The sequence below is a fragment of the uncultured Flavobacterium sp. genome, assembly GCF_963925185.1.
GTDB lineage: Bacteria > Bacteroidota > Bacteroidia > Flavobacteriales > Flavobacteriaceae > Flavobacterium.
In genome coordinates this window covers 12,235-28,041 of sequence record NZ_CAWURC010000042.1, presented here as the reverse complement: position 1 = coordinate 28,041, position 15,807 = coordinate 12,235, and the positions used below count along the sequence as shown (strand labels likewise).

Sequence of the window (15,807 nt, the reverse complement as noted above, 5' to 3'; positions counted from 1 at the left end):
TAGGTGCCATAAAATGGCTCCAATCTGCACAAAACCGGGCGGCTTTGTGCCATAAAAGAGGCTGTTATTTATTTAGCTAATATATTCATTTTTTTTTCTTACAAATCATCAAAAGGCCTTTTTATCTCCAACAAAGACTTCTCGTACAGAATGGTGGGTTACTAATATTGTTGTGGTTTAGCAGTTTTTTTGCGTGAGGGATAGCAGTGAAAGTCCTCCCGTTTTCGGGAGATTACTTCATCAGTTCGCTTCGCTCGGGTATAACGTATAGCCCTACCAAGCGGTAACGATAGTAGTCGCTGGTCACGCCCAAAATATTAAGTTGGCTTTGAATTGCCGTATTTTGGGATGTTAATGTTGTAATAAAATAGGGGATTTTATTAAAGTATAACCCAAAAAAAAGAGGCTTTGAATTAAGCTTCTTTAAATGGATGTTTGTTGTTGTTTAAATTTTAAAAACGCCACCAAAAGCGATTAATCTTTGAAAGAATAAAAAGTGTTGTGAAGCGCTATCATCGGTACTTTGTGTGGTACGAATATTAGGCATGTTTATGTAACCTGCTTTAAGCTCTCCTTGTATGTAAAAATGCTTTAGGAAAGTAACGTTTAACCCCGATTTTACCGAGGTGCCGTAACCAGAAATATGAAAATCATCGTGGCGTTGTTTTCCTAAAAGTGTGGTGTTTGTTTTTGGGTATAATAACCCAAAACCTATTCCCTGGGTTAAATTAACTTGTATTTTATCGGTGTTTTCTATTTTGAATACGGAGGAAATATCATCGTGTCTTGAAATTTCAGTGTTGATGTAATTTAATCCATCGGTGTGTTCGTACTTCAAAAACGCTTCCGCCATTTGCGTTGGGGTATTGTTGTAGATTCCTGCAAAAGGAAGTGGAATATCTATATGTCCTGATACATTTGCTGTTTGATTTTGTGTCATTACATATTTCATGTGATCTACTCCAATAGCTATGCTGTAATGATCTGAAAAGAAATATCCTATTCGGAAATTTGTTTGCGGAATTGTCATTCGAGTAGGATTGATATAATCTATATGCCAGCCTTTTGGTTTGTCGTGTGCAGCCATATTCGCAATGGTAAAATCGTAATTGGCACCACGAAAATTCACATCTGATTTTGAATATACTTCTCTATTGCCTCCCCAAGAAACAAAAAACTTTCCTTTGTTGTGCGCGGTGTATTTTTCTTGTGTTTTAATTTGTTCTTGTGCAAAGCCTTTAAAGGTCAAGCAAATCATAAAAAAGACAGATAATAAAATTAATTTTTTCAATGGTAGATTGTTATTATTAAGTGTTTATGGTTTTTTTATTGAAAATTAGTTTTGTAATCGAAATGAATACAAGTTTAATCTAGTTGTAAAAATTACACTTTTGAATGCTGTTTAATACTGAATTGGCATTGATGATTTAGAGTAAACTTGTTTTTTAGAATTGATTGATTGTTTTTCTTATAGCAACTAACTTGGTCATTAAAGCTTCGAAATAATCTAAATGCAGCATATTTGCGCCATCACTTTTTGCGTTAGCTGGGTCAAAATGAGTTTCTATAAATATTCCATCAACACCTACAGCGATTCCTGCTTTGGCAATGGTTTCAATCATATCGGGTCTTCCTCCGGTTACACCTGCCGTTTGGTTAGGCTGTTGTAAGGAATGTGTAACGTCAAGAACGGTACTGGCATATTGTTGCATGGTAGGAATTCCCCGAAAATCAACAATCATGTCTTGGTAGCCAAACATGGTTCCGCGATCGGTTACCATTACGTTTTGGTTGTTGCAATCGAGTATTTTTTGCACGGCGTGTTTCATGCTTTCAGGACTCATAAATTGTCCTTTTTTCAGGTTGATTACTTTTCCAGTATTGGCAGCAGCCACAAGTAAATCTGTTTGACGAACTAAGAAAGCTGGGATTTGCAACACATCAACATATTGAGCAGCCCTAATGGCGTCTTCATTGGTGTGAATGTCGGTAACGGTAGGAACTCCAAATGTCTCCGAAACTTTTCGCAGAATTCGCAAGGCTTTTTCATCGCCAATTCCTGAAAAACTATCAATTCTAGAACGATTGGCTTTCTTGAAAGATCCTTTAAAAACGAAAGGGATTTCTAATTTAGCTGTAATACCAACTAGTTTTTCGGCAATTTGCATCGCCATTTCTTCTCCTTCGATAGCGCAAGGACCTGCTAATAGAAAGAAGTTGCCGCTTTGAGTATGTTTTATTTGTGGAATAGTGTGTAGGTTCATAGTGTGTTTTTGAAAGGGCAAAGATAGTTAGGTTTTGCGTTATACTATTTAGGATTTAGGATTAATTTTTATTCAAAGTTAGCCCAACAGGAACCATGAGTACTCCTTTTTCGTAGATATTCAAATAGAGCGTGATAGGACTTCGTTGTCCTTCCCATCTTAATTGGTACACATCGAGCAAACCTGCTCCCATTTCGCTCCTTTTTGTGGGGAACGGACAGCAGCTTTCTAATTTGGTGTATGTTATTTTTTCGCCTTTTGGTCCAGCCAAAGCATTCAAAAAACGTTGCTGGTTTATGGTTTCGTTTCTGGTATCGCTATAAAATATATTGATAGGGTAATCAGGGTCGTAACCGTATTTTTTGTCCTGGCTATAAGCTGTTATAGCAAAAGTATTGTAGGTAACTAGTTTTAGCATTGGAGCATTATCATCTGTATTTTTTAGAGTAGATTTGGTGCTTACACAGGAAGTGAAAATGAATATTAAAATGAGAAAAGGCACTATTTTTTTCATGAATCTGTATGATTAGTTTTGGCTTGTTAGAATCCAATTTAAATAACAAATTTAAACGGTATTATTACCATAAACAAACAATTAGGAGTTAATTATTAGGCTTATAAAAATTAGAATTCCTATTTTCGCCAAATAAAATAAATGTTATGGATATTATTTTTCAAACTTGGCCTTGGTACGTTTCTGGTTTTTTGATAGGAATGGTGATGCTTTGCTTAATTTATTTCGGAAAAGGATTTGGTATGTCTTCTAATTTGAGCACGCTGTGTTCGATGACTGGCATTGGTAAGCGAGTGTCTTTTTTTGATTTTGATTGGAAATTACAACGCTGGAATATGCTGGTGGTTGTAGGGGCTATTTTTGGTGGTTTTGTCGCTGCTCATTTCATGAGTGATGCGTCTAATGTTTCGATTAATCCAAAAACGATTGCCCAACTTGCCCAACTTGGAATCGATGCTCCAAACGGAAAATTGTTACCGGACACCCTATTTGGGAATACTATTTTTCAATCACCAAAGATGATTTTTTTATTGATTGGTGGTGGTATTTTGATTGGTTTCGGTGCGCGCTATGCCGGCGGTTGTACCTCAGGGCATGCCATTTCTGGACTGAGTAATTTTCAGATTAAATCACTGAAAGCCGTCATCGGATTTTTCATCGGCGGATTGATTATGACTCATTTTATTTTACCCTTAATTTTTTAATTATGAATGCATTAAAATATTTATTCGTTGGATTTGTTTTCGGAATTGTTTTGACAAAATCCGAAGCTGTTTCTTGGTATAGAATTTACGAAATGTTCCAGTTTCAGTCGTTTCATATGTACGGAATTATTATGGTTGCTATCCTAACTGGAGTTATAGGAATTCAAATTATAAAACGAAAAAACATAAAAAATATCAAAGGATTGCCCATAGTAATTCTTGATAAAGAACCCGGTTCTACTCGATTTTGGATTGGTGGAATAATTTTCGGATTGGGTTGGGCGCTTGTAGGTTCTTGTCCCGGTCCAATTTTCATCTTGCTTGGAGCGGGTTTCCTACCTGTGATTATCGTTCTTTTTGGAGCGCTTTTTGGTACTTTTTTATACGGATTGTTACGAGATAAACTGCCTCACTAACTTTGTTCCGATTGATATGTTAAACAGCATTTTCGTTAAAAGGAGATGCTGTTTTTTGTTTGTTTAAACGCAGGATGCCAGTTACGATTAAAAATTGTGCGACCAAATAAGTCGACATTATCCAGAAGGAAGCATAGGGCAATTCAGTGTAAAACTTGTTGATTGCCAAAATACTGTCTGAGCAAACAAAAATAAATGCGCCTAATAAAACATACATATTAGCAGGATTTTGCCACTGTAAACTGCCCTTAAACGCAAATAATAGCATAGAAGATATTACAATTGCGTAAAGTATAACTGGGATTTTTAAAGTATCTAAACCGGGTAGTAAAAGATTTATTAGAATGAATAAATAGATTAGAATCGCTACAATTCCAGCAATAAAAATGGAATTAAATTTAAATTCTTTGATTTTTAATTGCTTGTTAAATAACACAATATAAATAACATGTGAAAAAAGGAAGGCAATTAAACCAAATGTAAAATATATTTTTCCTTTGTATGTAAATAGAAATATTAGAGCAGCAATCCATGAAAAAAGCAATGCTGTTAAAAGAATATTTTTTGTTGGAAAATTTTCAAATGTATATACTAAATACAATAAAAAAGGAATTAGAAAAGGTTTCATATACCAAGTTATATCTTCTAGTCCTAAGAGAATTATCAAAAGATAAATGGCACTATAACTAATAAAACTTACTGATATTAATTTATTTTTCATAGGTTGGTTCATAGTTATGCTATTGCTATTTTTTCTTTTTCAAAATCAGTACTTACAAAATATATAGTAATTAGGAGTGAAAAAGTCAAATAACTAATTATTACATAATTTGCAAAAGAAAAAATTTGATTTAATCCAAACCAATCTCCAAGATATAAAATAATTCCTATTCCAAAAACAAATCTTAGGGATTCCCAAAAAATAGAAAACCTTCTAGTATCCATTAATTCAGTATAACTGGAAACAGTAATGAAAATAAATGCGCCGTAGATAAATACATTTGGCAAGCCAATGAGAGCAATATTGTTAAACATATAAGTAATAGCCAATAAAGTAAAAATCATTTGAGCAATTGCCCAATACATCAATTTTTTAGAGTGCTGGGTTCCATACTTTTTAAAGTCATATACATTTTCAATTTTGTTTACAGGATATTTTATTTCGAAATTTTCTGGACGCCAACCTGTTGGTTTAAACCAAATGGTAAATTTTTCTTCCCATTTTTCTGTTCTCCAAGCATCCAAAATTAGCAATGAAATATGCTGAAAATTAATTCGAATAGGATTCCAAGTCTGTGCGGGTCTAGTAACGCCAAAAATGGCCGGAACAGTATCTAATTCTTCCTGAAAAGTACCAAACAACTTATCCCAAATAATAAATATTTGCGAATGGTTTTTATCCATATATTCAGGATTTATGGCGTGATGTACTCTATGATGCGAAGGTGTAACAAGAATTTTTTCAATAAACCCCATCTTTTTTATATGACGGGTATGATACCAAAATTGAGAATAAAATTGAATTGGAATGGCAACTGCCATCACAACTGGCGGAACACCAAGAAATGCTGCAGGAAGTAATATAAAGGTAAAGAATTTTACAAATAAAGAAACTGGTTGACGCAAAGCACAAGCCAAATTAAATTCTTCACTGCTATGATGAATCACATGATGATTCCAGAAAAAATTCACTTGATGAGCAATTCGATGGGTCCAATAACCATAAAAATCGATTGTGATAAAAGCTATTACAAAAGCCAAAATATTTGCCTCTAGTTGGAAAATGGCTACATTATTATAAAGCCATCCATAAGTTAATAATGAAACGCTAATGTTTAAAACAGCTTTAACTGAAAATATCATTCCGGCACTTATACTAGAAACAGAGTCCATATACGGTGCTGTATCTTCCCCTTTATAATAACCGTAAATTTTTTCTATCATCACTAGAAATAAAAAGACTATCATTACTATCACTAAAATCCTACCATATTCTGCCATAATCACATATTTTTTTGCGAATATATAATAAAATTAATTATCAATATAATGAATTCCTAAAATTATAACCCTTTTTTAATTAATTTCAGCACTCAAACCAGCTTCGAGTAATTGAGTACAAAGTGGTTTTAGTTTGTCAAGAGTTCCTGTTTTTACGGCACATTTTCCGTTGTAATGCACTATTAATGAGCATTGTTCTGCTTGCTCTGGAGTGTGTTCGCAAACCCGAATCAAGGTATCTATGACGTGATCAAAAGTGTTTACTTCATCGTTATAAACTATAATTTCGTTGTTTATTGACGTTGCCTCTTTTAGACTAATTTTCTCTTTTATTTTTTCTTTAGTACTCATTTTTTTAATTGTTTATAGGTTTTAAAAAAAAATACAGGATGCTTTATTACCCCTTTTCAAAAACACAGAATGTAAAGTTTTGAGAAGTTTCAAAAGGAGTTATATGATCTTCTTGAACGCATTTTAATTTTTTGAAACGATTCGAAAATTGATTTTCAAGTTCCAATTCTGAGTATTGTTTAATCTCTAAGCCGCTACATTTCGTTGGGCCTTTTTCCGAAAAAGCCGCAATTATTAGGAAATTAGTAACCCATTTTTCAGTGATTTCGACATACGTTTTTAATTTTTCTGGAGTGGTCAAGAAGTGAAATGTTGCTCGGTCATGCCAAATATCATAAGAGATATCCGGTTTGAATTCAGCAATGTCAGAAACAATCCAGTTTACTTTTTCGGCATTTTTACCAAGTCTTTTTTTTGCTCTTTCTAATGCTTTTCCCGAAATATCCAAAACAGTAATGTTTTCATAGCCCTGATCTAATAAGAAATCGACTAATTTGCTATCGCCTCCACCTACATCGATGATTTTTGCGGACTTCCCCATTTGGGTTTCGTTAATGAAATCAAGCGAAGTTTTAGGTATTTCTTGGGTCCAACTTACTTCGTTTGGTTGTTTGGTTTCATAAACGGCCTCCCAATGATTTTTTCTGTCGATTTCCATTCGCTTCAATTTCTAAATACTAATTTACGTATTTTAAGGATACCCAATTGTTTCTTTCGAACTTTTTAACATATGTTAATCCTTTTTCTGTGCAAGAAGCATTTATAAAAGGAATATCTTCTTCATAAAAACCACTTAAAAGCAGTGTGCCATTTGGATTTAAGCAATCCACATAACTTTGCATGTCGTTCAAAAGAATATTTCGGTTTATGTTGGCAATAACCAAGTCGTATTTTTTGTCTTTCAACAAAGCAGCTTCTCCTTCGTAAACGGTAATTTGCTGACAATTATTGCGTTCCGCATTTTCGATGGAATTTAAGTAGCACCAGTTGTCAATGTCAATGGCATCAATAGGTTGAGCCCCTTTCATTTCGGCAAGAATGGCTAAAATTGCCGTTCCGCAACCCATATCTAAGGTTTTCTTTCCCGTTACATCTATTTCCAGTAAATGCTGAATCATCATATGCGTGGTTTCGTGATGACCGGTTCCAAAACTCATTTTTGGTTCAATTATAATGTCAAATTCGGCATCTGTTTTTGGATGAAAAGGAGCACGAACGTGACAGTTTCCATCCACATCAATGGGTTCAAAATTCTTTTCCCATTCTTCGTTCCAGTTGACTGGGTCAATTTCTTCCATTATATAAGAAATTGTAAATTCGGGAGATTGTAAAATGAATAAATCATCTAAGCTGTTTTCTGTATAAAGGTCTTTTTGAATGTAAGCTACAATGCCTAAATCACTTTCGATAAAGCTTTCGAAAGGCAATTCGCCTAGTTCAGCAATAAGAATTTCAGAACCTAGTTCTTTTGGTTCAACCGTAAAATGAAATCCTAAATATATATTTGACATAATTTTTTTTGCAAAGGTAACTAAATATGTTGTTTTGGAATTATTCTTGAAGCTGCAGACTTAAATTAATTTGACTAAATGGATTTAAAATTCGATAGAGAATCCTACTTTTGCAAAACAACTAACTACTATTATGTACAAACTACTGATACGTCCAATTCTTTTTTGGTTTGATCCGGAAAAAGTTCATTATTTTACCTTTTCTCTCATTCGTACTCTGTCCAAAATACCTGGAATTTCATCACTTTTTAAATTCCTATATGTTGTTGAAGACAAGCGATTAGAAACAGAAGTTTTTGGACTGAAGTTTAAAAACCGCGTCGGTTTAGCTGCAGGATTTGATAAAGATGCTTCCTTATATAAAGAGTTGTCTGATTTTGGTTTTGGTTTCATTGAAATAGGAACGCTAACGCCTAAAGGGCAGGAGGGTAATCCAAAAAAACGATTGTTTCGTTTGAAAGAGGATAACGCCATCATTAACAGAATGGGTTTCAATAATATAGGGGTTTTGAAAGCGGTAGAAAAATTGAAGAAAAACAAGGGCGTGCTAATTGGAGGTAATATTGGCAAAAATAAATTGACACCAAACGAAAATGCGGTCGATGATTACGTAATCTGCTTTGATGCTTTATATGATTATGTTGATTATTTCGTGGTCAATGTAAGCTCGCCGAATACCCCAAATCTGAGAGAATTACAAGAAAAAGACCCTCTTAAATTATTATTGCAAACTTTGCAAACTTTGAATTTGACTAAGCCAAAGCAAAAACCTATTCTGTTAAAAATTGCTCCCGATTTGACGGATACGCAATTATTAGATATTATTGATATTGTAATGGAAACCAAAATTGCCGGAGTTATAGCAACCAATACGACTTTGTCTCGTGAAGGATTGCAATCCGAAAACAAAGAAAAAATTGGCGGAATGTCCGGAAAACCATTAGGCAAACGCGCTACTGAAGTCATCCGTTTCCTTTCCGAAAAAAGCAATAAAGCATTTCCAATTATTGGAGTAGGAGGGATCCATTCCCCCGAAGACGCAATCGAAAAACTCGAAGCCGGAGCCAGTTTAATTCAAATTTATACTGGATTTATATACGAAGGCCCCGTTTTGATTAAGAATATTAATGAAGCAATTTTGAAAAATCTTTAAACTTTAAATCTTTAAACTTTCTTATATTTGTGCTTCAATGGGAGCAATAAAAATTATAGAATGTCCGCGAGATGCTATGCAAGGAATAAAGACTTTTATTCCTACAGCAAGAAAAGTGGCTTACATTCAGTCCTTGTTGCGTGTGGGTTTTGACACAATTGATTTTGGGAGTTTTGTTTCGCCCAAAGCCATTCCACAAATGCAGGACACCGCAGCGGTTTTAGCGCAACTCGACTTATCACAAACAAAAAGTAAATTATTGGCTATAATTGCTAATACACAAGGTGCAATTGCGGCTTCGCTACATCAACCCATTCAATATTTAGGATTTCCATTTTCGATTTCGGAGAATTTTCAAATGCGGAATACCCACAAAACTATCGCCGAATCATTAGTGACTTTACAGGAAATTCTTGAGATTGCCGACAAAAGTAATAAAGAAGTGGTAGCCTATCTTTCGATGGGATTTGGGAATCCATATGGAGATCCCTGGAGTATGGAAATAGTAGGTAACTGGACAGAAAAATTATCCAATATGGGCGTAAAAATTCTTTCACTTTCTGATACGGTTGGTAGTTCAACACCAGATGTAATTCAGTATTTATTCTCTCATTTAATTCCAAAATATCCCAAGATTGAATTTGGCGCCCATTTGCACACCACGCCAGACAAATGGTTTGAGAAAATTGATGCCGCTTATAATGCTGGTTGTCGTCGTTTTGATGGTGCTATTCAAGGTTTTGGCGGGTGCCCAATGGCTAAAGATGATTTGACGGGTAATATGCCCACAGAAAAATTATTATCCTTTTTCACGGCAAAAAAAGAAGATACAAATTTACAGGCAATGAGTTTTGAAAGTGCCTATAATGAAGCTTCAAAATTATTTGGTAGCTTTCATTAGAATCTTATATTTGCGATAGTCTAATAACAGGGATTATCAAATAATAATTATAAAAAATAGACGTTGTTATTAACAATCCAGTTGAAGATTAATAAAATCGAATATAATGCAAAAGGTTTTTAATAAAAGGATTCTAGGAGTTTTTATCTTAACACTTTTTTCTCTTTCATGTACCAGTAATTTAGACTTTAATCAGGTCAATACTCTAAAAATTACTCCTGTATCTGTTGTGAATTTTGCCTCTTTTGATGTACCTGCAAAAGAATTTGTTACTAATGGTACTGAACAAACTATATCTGGTGCAGTAATAACTTTTGACATTTTTAGAGATGCTTTTTTTAATAAAAGCTTGACAAAAGCTGATCTGTTTTTTGAGATTAATAATACTATAAGTAGAGTTTATAAAATCAATTTGTATTTTTTTGATACTAATAATTTACCAGTTTATAAGATTAGTTTTGACGTTCCAGCTTATGCCGGTAAAACAAATTTGGTAACCAAAAACGAAATATTTCAAAACGCAACACTTGATCTATTAAAAGCTACTAAAAGAATTGGTTTTACAGTTACAATGTTACCAGGTATTGCTTTGAGCGAAAGTAGTTTAGGAAGTTTAAAACTGTGTTCAAGTGCCACTGTTTATTTAACTGTACAATGAGAAAATTACGTTTTATTATAATTATATTGGCATCAATTAATTGCTTCTCCCAAAACAAGCAGATTTTATATAACTTCACTTCAGTGCCACAATCTTTGATGACTAATCCGGGTTCGGAAGTTAAATATCAGTGGTTTGTGGGCGTTCCTTTGCTTTCAGGGATCTCTGCAAATATTGGCTCTAGCGGTTTTTCTACCTATGATTTATTTGCTAATAATGGAGTTGATTTTAATACCAAATTGAGAAATGTAGTTTTCTCAACTTCAAGGAGAGATAAATTGGCAGTAAATGAGCAAATTGAACTTTTTAGTGGTGGTTTCAAAATGGGTGATTGGCAAAAAAGCGCCTATATTTCTTTCGGAATGTACCAAGAATTAGACGTTTTGGCTTACATGCCTAAAGATCCTGCGATACTCGCTTTAGACGGAAATCAAAATTATTTGGGTAAAATTTTTAATCTTAGCGATTTGAATGTGAAAGGTGAAATGCTTTCGGTTTTTCATTTAGGTTACCATAAAAACATAAGCGATAAATTGATTGTAGGAGTTCGAGGGAAAATTTATTCGAGTATTTTTAATCTTACTTCAACCCAAAATTCAGGTTATTTTTATACCATCCAATCGTCTACTAATTCTGTTTATGACCAAGTAATTTATTCAAATATTCAAGTTAACACTTCGGGTTTTTTGAATTATACTCGAAATTATTCGGGGAATGCTCAAAGCGATATTAAGAAAAAAACTTTTTTTGGAGGTAATCTAGGTTTAGGTTTTGATGCAGGACTTACTTATTATCCCAAAAAAAATATTCAGTTTACAGCCAGTATCGTAGACGTTGGTTTTATAAAACACACCAAAGAAGTAGAAAACTATAGTTTAAGGGGGACTTATAATTACAAAGGTTTAACACCTAACGTTATTGCAGGAACTGCAAATAATATCTATAAAGAATTTCAGGATGCCATTCCGTTAGATAATTTGCATAATAAATATACTACTTGGCGACCTGCAAAGTTCAATTCTTCGATTCAATATTCTTTTGGCGATGGCATGAATTCGGAATGTAATTGCACCGGAAATGAAATAAAATACAAAAATTCTGTTGGCGCCCAATTGTTTGCCATGTCAACACCACGAATGCCTTTTCTGGCTTTTACGGCTTATTATAGAAGGCAAATTTTCGATTCTATAGAAATGAAGACAACGTATACATTAGATTCGTTTTCGGTTAAAAACATTGGATTAGGATTGTCGACTACCATCGGAAAAGTGAATTTTTATGTTCTTGCTGATAACCTTTTGGAATATCGGGATGTTTCCAAAGCAAATAGTTTTTCATTCCAATTGGGTTTTAATATCATCTTCCCAGACAAAAATGTACCGGATTAAAAACAAGATTTTATTTTATTCGTTTAAAAGCTTCGTAAATTTCGATCCAAATCACCGAAACAAAACCCCTCTAAAACTCGCAGTATTGTTTGAAAAACAGACACTTTATCAAACATAAAAAAATGGGAGAATACAGAGATAAATAAAACAAAATTAGTGATTAAAACCGGGATTCCACTAATTATCAAAACCAGATTGTTTTTGTATTGAATGGTAGTAAATATGGAATAATAGAAAGAACGATTTGCCAATGTCAAGAAGATATTAGAAGCAATTAACGTTAAAAAAACATTGGTTACTTAACCATTTCAACTAAAGATGTAAGAAAATGGTTTTTGTCTTGATGCTCCAAAGAATTTGAACCATACTTTGTCTAGACGGAATCACTTCTTCAATAGAAAGCCCTCTTAATGAATGATTTGATTTTTCCATAAGAAAATTACAAGAATTTTTTTATTTAAAAAAAAGGATTAAACATTGTTAAAAACGAGAAAGATTTGTGTACTGCAATTTAATGAATTATTATAAATTTTTAGCATTTCTTAGCTTATAATTATCTATATTTGCACGCAATTTAACTACAACTTCAAATTGCAATGATAGCACACAACTCCAAGATTATCGGCGAAGGTCTAACTTACGATGATGTATTATTAGTTCCAAATTACTCCAATGTACTTCCTCGAGAAGTCAGTATTCATTCCAAATTTTCCAGAAACATAACGCTTAATGTTCCTATTGTATCTGCAGCTATGGACACCGTTACTGAAAGCGCTATGGCAATTGCGATGGCACAAGAAGGTGGAATTGGCGTTTTACACAAGAATATGAGTATCGAGCAGCAAGCCGCTAAGGTTAGAAAAGTGAAACGTGCCGAATCAGGAATGATAATAGATCCAGTGACTTTGCCTTTGACTTCAAACGTTGCCGATGCAAAAAATGCAATGAAAGAATATGGAATTGGAGGTATTCCTATTGTAGATGAAAACAATGTCCTCAAAGGAATTGTAACCAATCGTGATTTGCGTTTCGAAAGAAATAATGCCAGACCTATTATTGAAGTAATGACAAGAGAGAACTTGGTTACCGTTTCCGAAGGAACTTCTCTTGGTCAAGCCGAAGTGGTTTTGCAAGGATATAAAATCGAAAAACTTCCGGTAGTAAATGCCGAAAATAAATTAGTGGGTTTGATCACTTTTCGTGATATTACGAAATTAACCCAAAAACCCAATGCCAACAAAGACGTTTATGGGCGTTTGCGCGTGGCTGCCGCCATTGGTGTCACTGCCGATGCATTAGAAAGAGCCACTGCTTTGATACAAGCGGGTGTCGATGCCATCATTATTGATACCGCTCACGGACATACTCAAGGAGTGGTCAATGTATTGAAAGATATAAAAGCTAAGTTTCCAAAAATTGATGTTATCGTGGGCAATATTGCTACGCCTGAAGCAGCCTTATTTCTTGTTGAAAATGGTGCAGATGGTGTAAAAGTAGGAATTGGACCCGGTTCCATTTGTACTACTCGTGTTATTGCAGGCGTCGGTTTTCCTCAGTTTTCAGCAGTTTTAGAAGTTGCCGCAGCATTAAAAGGAACAGGAGTTCCCGTTATTGCCGATGGTGGAATTCGCTACACAGGAGATATTCCTAAAGCGATAGCTGCAGGTGCCGATTGTGTGATGTTGGGGTCACTTTTGGCTGGAACGAAAGAATCTCCAGGTGAAACCATCATTTTCGAAGGAAGAAAGTTCAAATCCTACCGCGGAATGGGTTCTGTTGAAGCAATGGAAGGCGGATCGAAAGACCGTTATTTCCAAGATGTAGAAGATGATGTGAAGAAATTAGTTCCAGAAGGTATTGTGGGTCGTGTACCATACAAAGGAGAATTGGAAGAAAGTATGCAACAATTCATTGGTGGTCTTCGTGCCGGAATGGGCTATTGCGGTGCTAAAGATGTTCCCACTTTGCAAGAAACAGGACGTTTTGTTCGTATTACTGCCAGCGGAATCAACGAAAGTCACCCTCATAATGTGACGATTACTAAAGAAGCTCCAAATTATTCGAGATAAGCAGGCAGATTGCAGAAAGCAGTGATCGGTGTTCAGTATTCAGTTTGTAGAAGGCAGTTAAAGACAAGAGGTGTTAGCCAAAAGTCAAAAAGACGCAAGATGTACTTCTTGTGCTATTTTTCATATTTTTTAATTAAAAACTAGACTCCTTTTTATATCCAATCTCGATTCATTGACAAGCTATTTTTTTGAATGATTTGTCATTTTTTTTGGTGATTTAGTATTCCTTATAAATATTCTTAAATCTAAAAACTTGTAAGTTGAGGTCTTTTATTAGGCATTTAAGATAAACGATTAGTAATTTTCGTGAATTATTTTAAGGTTACCGCCATAAAAAATTTTCACCGTACAGGAAGGATTAAAAATCAATAGTGCATCGTTATTTTATGCTTCCAGATATTTTTTTTAAATCCCCAAGAAATTACTCGGTGTGATTTTCATTAATTCTGCTTTAATTTCATCTGAAACTTCTAGCGTTGCTATGAAATTATGAATGGCATTTTTATCAATAGCTTCATTTGTTCTAGTCAATTCTTTCAAAGCTTCATAGGGATTAGGATAGCCCTCCCGACGCAAAATCGTTTGAATTGCTTCGGCAACAACCGCCCAGTTTTTTTCTAAATCTTCGTGAAATTTTGATTCGTTCAAAAGGAGTTTATTCAAGCCTTTGAGCGTAGCTTCAAAAGCAATCAAGGTATGTCCCATGGGAACGCCAATATTTCTCAAAACCGTGCTATCTGTTAAATCCCGTTGCAATCTGGATAAAGGTAATTTAGCCGAAAGATGTTCGAAAACAGCATTTGCCATTCCTAAATTTCCTTCCGAATTTTCAAAATCAATTGGGTTTACTTTATGTGGCATCGCCGAAGAACCAATTTCGCCTTCCTTAATTTTTTGTTTGAAATATTCCATCGAAACATACGTCCAAATGTCTCTATCTAAATCAATGATGATGGTGTTTATTCTTTTCAATGCATCGAAAAACGCTGCAAAATGATCGTAATGTTCAATTTGTGTAGTCGGGAAGGAGTGGTGTAAACCAAGGTTTTCTTCCACAAAATCACCACCAAATTTTCTCCAATCAATTTGAGGATAAGCCACATGATGTGCGTTGTAATTTCCTGTTGCACCACCAAATTTTGCTGCGAATGGTACGTTGAACAACAAACGCATTTGCTCTTCTAATCGTTCTACAAAAACGCCAATTTCTTTGCCTAAACGTGTTGGCGAAGCAGGCTGTCCGTGAGTTCTTGCCAACATTGGAATGGCTGCCCATTCGCTGCTCAAATCTTTTAATTTGGATGTCAAAGCAATCAATGACGGCATATACACTTTCTCGAAAGCTTCCTTGGTCGAAAGCGGAATTGCCGTATTGTTGATGTCTTGCGATGTCAATCCAAAGTGGATGAACTCTTTGTATTTTGACAATCCCAGTTTTTCGAAAGCGTCTTTGATAAAATATTCCACGGCTTTTACGTCGTGATTGGTCACTTTTTCGGTTTCTTTTATCCAAAGGGCATCTTCGGTAGAGAAGTTTTTATAAATGTTGCGCAAACTTTCGAATACATTTGGGTTTACGGCTGCAAGTTGAGGCAACGGAATTTCGCAAAGCGCAATAAAATATTCAATTTCTACCAATACGCGGTATCTGATTAGAGCTTCTTCGGAGAAATATTTTGAAAGTGAACTGGTTTTACTTCTGTATCTTCCGTCGATAGGCGATACGGCGTTTAATTCGTTTAATGCAGTCATTGTTGTTGTGTGTTGTTAGAAAACGCAAAAATAAGGAATAGTGTTCAGTATTTGATGTTCGAAGTCTACTTTTTTAGATTAAATTGGATAACATTTGTTTTAAAACTAAAACTCCTTGGGAAGCA

General features: G+C 34.5%; 16 protein-coding genes. 7 read left to right on the top strand and 9 right to left on the bottom strand.

Annotation, left to right across the window (positions count from 1 at the left end; all coding sequences use genetic code 11):
* Positions 1-445: 445 nt before the first annotated feature.
* The 3 genes from AABM59_RS09585 to AABM59_RS09575 form a co-directional block, all read right to left on the bottom strand.
* Positions 446-1,258: a hypothetical protein gene (locus AABM59_RS09585; protein ID WP_338408747.1), complete on the bottom strand. Its 813-nt coding sequence runs from the start codon at positions 1,256-1,258 to the stop codon at positions 446-448.
* A 187-nt stretch (positions 1,259-1,445) separates the two neighbouring features.
* The gene (gene kdsA / locus AABM59_RS09580) at positions 1,446-2,264 is read right to left on the bottom strand and encodes a 3-deoxy-8-phosphooctulonate synthase (protein ID WP_338408746.1); all 819 of its coding nucleotides are present in this window, start codon (positions 2,262-2,264) and stop codon (positions 1,446-1,448) included.
* A 61-nt stretch (positions 2,265-2,325) separates the two neighbouring features.
* Positions 2,326-2,778 (bottom strand): 2-dehydro-3-deoxyphosphooctonate aldolase, encoded by a 453-nt coding sequence (locus AABM59_RS09575; RefSeq protein WP_338408745.1) that lies wholly within the window; start codon positions 2,776-2,778, stop codon positions 2,326-2,328.
* A 146-nt stretch (positions 2,779-2,924) separates the two neighbouring features.
* Here AABM59_RS09575 and AABM59_RS09570 point away from each other — a divergent pair, with 146 nt between their 5' ends.
* On the top strand, positions 2,925-3,482 hold the full coding sequence (locus AABM59_RS09570) for a YeeE/YedE thiosulfate transporter family protein (protein ID WP_338408744.1): 558 nt from the start codon (positions 2,925-2,927) through the stop codon (positions 3,480-3,482).
* Between the two features lie 2 nt (positions 3,483-3,484).
* A complete protein-coding gene (locus tag AABM59_RS09565) occupies positions 3,485-3,898 on the top strand; it encodes a DUF6691 family protein (RefSeq protein WP_338408743.1) in 414 nt (137 codons plus the stop codon).
* 19 nt (positions 3,899-3,917) lie between these two features.
* Here AABM59_RS09565 and AABM59_RS09560 read toward each other — a convergent pair whose 3' ends face one another.
* From AABM59_RS09560 to prmA, 5 genes are all read right to left on the bottom strand, one after another.
* Positions 3,918-4,619: a lysoplasmalogenase gene (locus AABM59_RS09560; protein WP_338408742.1), complete on the bottom strand. Its 702-nt coding sequence runs from the start codon at positions 4,617-4,619 to the stop codon at positions 3,918-3,920.
* Between the two features lie 14 nt (positions 4,620-4,633).
* Positions 4,634-5,899 (bottom strand): sterol desaturase family protein, encoded by a 1,266-nt coding sequence (locus AABM59_RS09555; protein WP_338408741.1) that lies wholly within the window; start codon positions 5,897-5,899, stop codon positions 4,634-4,636.
* A gap of 75 nt (positions 5,900-5,974) precedes the next feature.
* Positions 5,975-6,250, bottom strand: a complete 276-nt coding sequence (locus AABM59_RS09550) for an ATP-dependent Clp protease adaptor ClpS (RefSeq protein WP_338408740.1) — start codon at positions 6,248-6,250, stop codon at positions 5,975-5,977.
* 46 nt (positions 6,251-6,296) lie between these two features.
* Entirely contained in the window at positions 6,297-6,908 is a 612-nt protein-coding gene (locus AABM59_RS09545; protein WP_338408739.1) for a class I SAM-dependent methyltransferase, read from the bottom strand.
* A gap of 19 nt (positions 6,909-6,927) precedes the next feature.
* Positions 6,928-7,761: a 50S ribosomal protein L11 methyltransferase gene (gene prmA / locus AABM59_RS09540; protein ID WP_338408738.1), complete on the bottom strand. Its 834-nt coding sequence runs from the start codon at positions 7,759-7,761 to the stop codon at positions 6,928-6,930.
* A 133-nt stretch (positions 7,762-7,894) separates the two neighbouring features.
* Here prmA and AABM59_RS09535 point away from each other — a divergent pair, with 133 nt between their 5' ends.
* The 5 genes from AABM59_RS09535 to guaB all read left to right on the top strand — a co-directional run bounded on the left by AABM59_RS09535 (position 7,895) and on the right by guaB (position 13,930).
* Positions 7,895-8,914: a quinone-dependent dihydroorotate dehydrogenase gene (locus AABM59_RS09535; protein ID WP_338408737.1), complete on the top strand. Its 1,020-nt coding sequence runs from the start codon at positions 7,895-7,897 to the stop codon at positions 8,912-8,914.
* Between the two features lie 37 nt (positions 8,915-8,951).
* Entirely contained in the window at positions 8,952-9,815 is an 864-nt protein-coding gene (locus AABM59_RS09530; protein ID WP_338408736.1) for a hydroxymethylglutaryl-CoA lyase, read from the top strand.
* A gap of 106 nt (positions 9,816-9,921) precedes the next feature.
* The gene (locus AABM59_RS09525) at positions 9,922-10,473 is read left to right on the top strand and encodes a hypothetical protein (RefSeq protein ID WP_338408735.1); all 552 of its coding nucleotides are present in this window, start codon (positions 9,922-9,924) and stop codon (positions 10,471-10,473) included.
* Positions 10,470-11,861 (top strand): DUF5723 family protein, encoded by a 1,392-nt coding sequence (locus AABM59_RS09520; RefSeq protein WP_338408734.1) that lies wholly within the window; start codon positions 10,470-10,472, stop codon positions 11,859-11,861. The genes AABM59_RS09525 and AABM59_RS09520 overlap by 4 nt, the downstream gene beginning before the upstream one ends.
* Positions 11,862-12,457: 596 nt before the next feature.
* Positions 12,458-13,930 (top strand): IMP dehydrogenase, encoded by a 1,473-nt coding sequence (gene guaB, locus AABM59_RS09515; RefSeq protein ID WP_338408733.1) that lies wholly within the window; start codon positions 12,458-12,460, stop codon positions 13,928-13,930.
* Between the two features lie 405 nt (positions 13,931-14,335).
* Here the strand turns inward: guaB and purB are convergent, their stop codons facing one another.
* Positions 14,336-15,682: an adenylosuccinate lyase gene (purB, locus tag AABM59_RS09510; RefSeq protein ID WP_338408732.1), complete on the bottom strand. Its 1,347-nt coding sequence runs from the start codon at positions 15,680-15,682 to the stop codon at positions 14,336-14,338.
* Between the last annotated feature and the right edge of the window lie 125 nt (positions 15,683-15,807).

Coding starts and splice junctions, on each gene's coding strand:
- AABM59_RS09570 (WP_338408744.1), top strand. CDS start 2,925: ATGGATATTATTTTTCAAACTTGGCCTTGGTACGTTTCTGGTTTTTTG.
- AABM59_RS09535 (WP_338408737.1), top strand. CDS start 7,895: ATGTACAAACTACTGATACGTCCAATTCTTTTTTGGTTTGATCCGGAA.
- prmA (WP_338408738.1), bottom strand. CDS start 7,761: ATGTCAAATATATATTTAGGATTTCATTTTACGGTTGAACCAAAAGAA.
- AABM59_RS09560 (WP_338408742.1), bottom strand. CDS start 4,619: ATGAAAAATAAATTAATATCAGTAAGTTTTATTAGTTATAGTGCCATT.
- AABM59_RS09565 (WP_338408743.1), top strand. CDS start 3,485: ATGAATGCATTAAAATATTTATTCGTTGGATTTGTTTTCGGAATTGTT.
- AABM59_RS09575 (WP_338408745.1), bottom strand. CDS start 2,778: ATGAAAAAAATAGTGCCTTTTCTCATTTTAATATTCATTTTCACTTCC.
- guaB (WP_338408733.1), top strand. CDS start 12,458: ATGATAGCACACAACTCCAAGATTATCGGCGAAGGTCTAACTTACGAT.
- AABM59_RS09550 (WP_338408740.1), bottom strand. CDS start 6,250: ATGAGTACTAAAGAAAAAATAAAAGAGAAAATTAGTCTAAAAGAGGCA.
- AABM59_RS09525 (WP_338408735.1), top strand. CDS start 9,922: ATGCAAAAGGTTTTTAATAAAAGGATTCTAGGAGTTTTTATCTTAACA.
- AABM59_RS09585 (WP_338408747.1), bottom strand. CDS start 1,258: ATGATTTGCTTGACCTTTAAAGGCTTTGCACAAGAACAAATTAAAACA.
- purB (WP_338408732.1), bottom strand. CDS start 15,682: ATGACTGCATTAAACGAATTAAACGCCGTATCGCCTATCGACGGAAGA.
- kdsA (WP_338408746.1), bottom strand. CDS start 2,264: ATGAACCTACACACTATTCCACAAATAAAACATACTCAAAGCGGCAAC.
- AABM59_RS09520 (WP_338408734.1), top strand. CDS start 10,470: ATGAGAAAATTACGTTTTATTATAATTATATTGGCATCAATTAATTGC.
- AABM59_RS09555 (WP_338408741.1), bottom strand. CDS start 5,899: ATGGCAGAATATGGTAGGATTTTAGTGATAGTAATGATAGTCTTTTTA.
- AABM59_RS09545 (WP_338408739.1), bottom strand. CDS start 6,908: ATGGAAATCGACAGAAAAAATCATTGGGAGGCCGTTTATGAAACCAAA.
- AABM59_RS09530 (WP_338408736.1), top strand. CDS start 8,952: ATGGGAGCAATAAAAATTATAGAATGTCCGCGAGATGCTATGCAAGGA.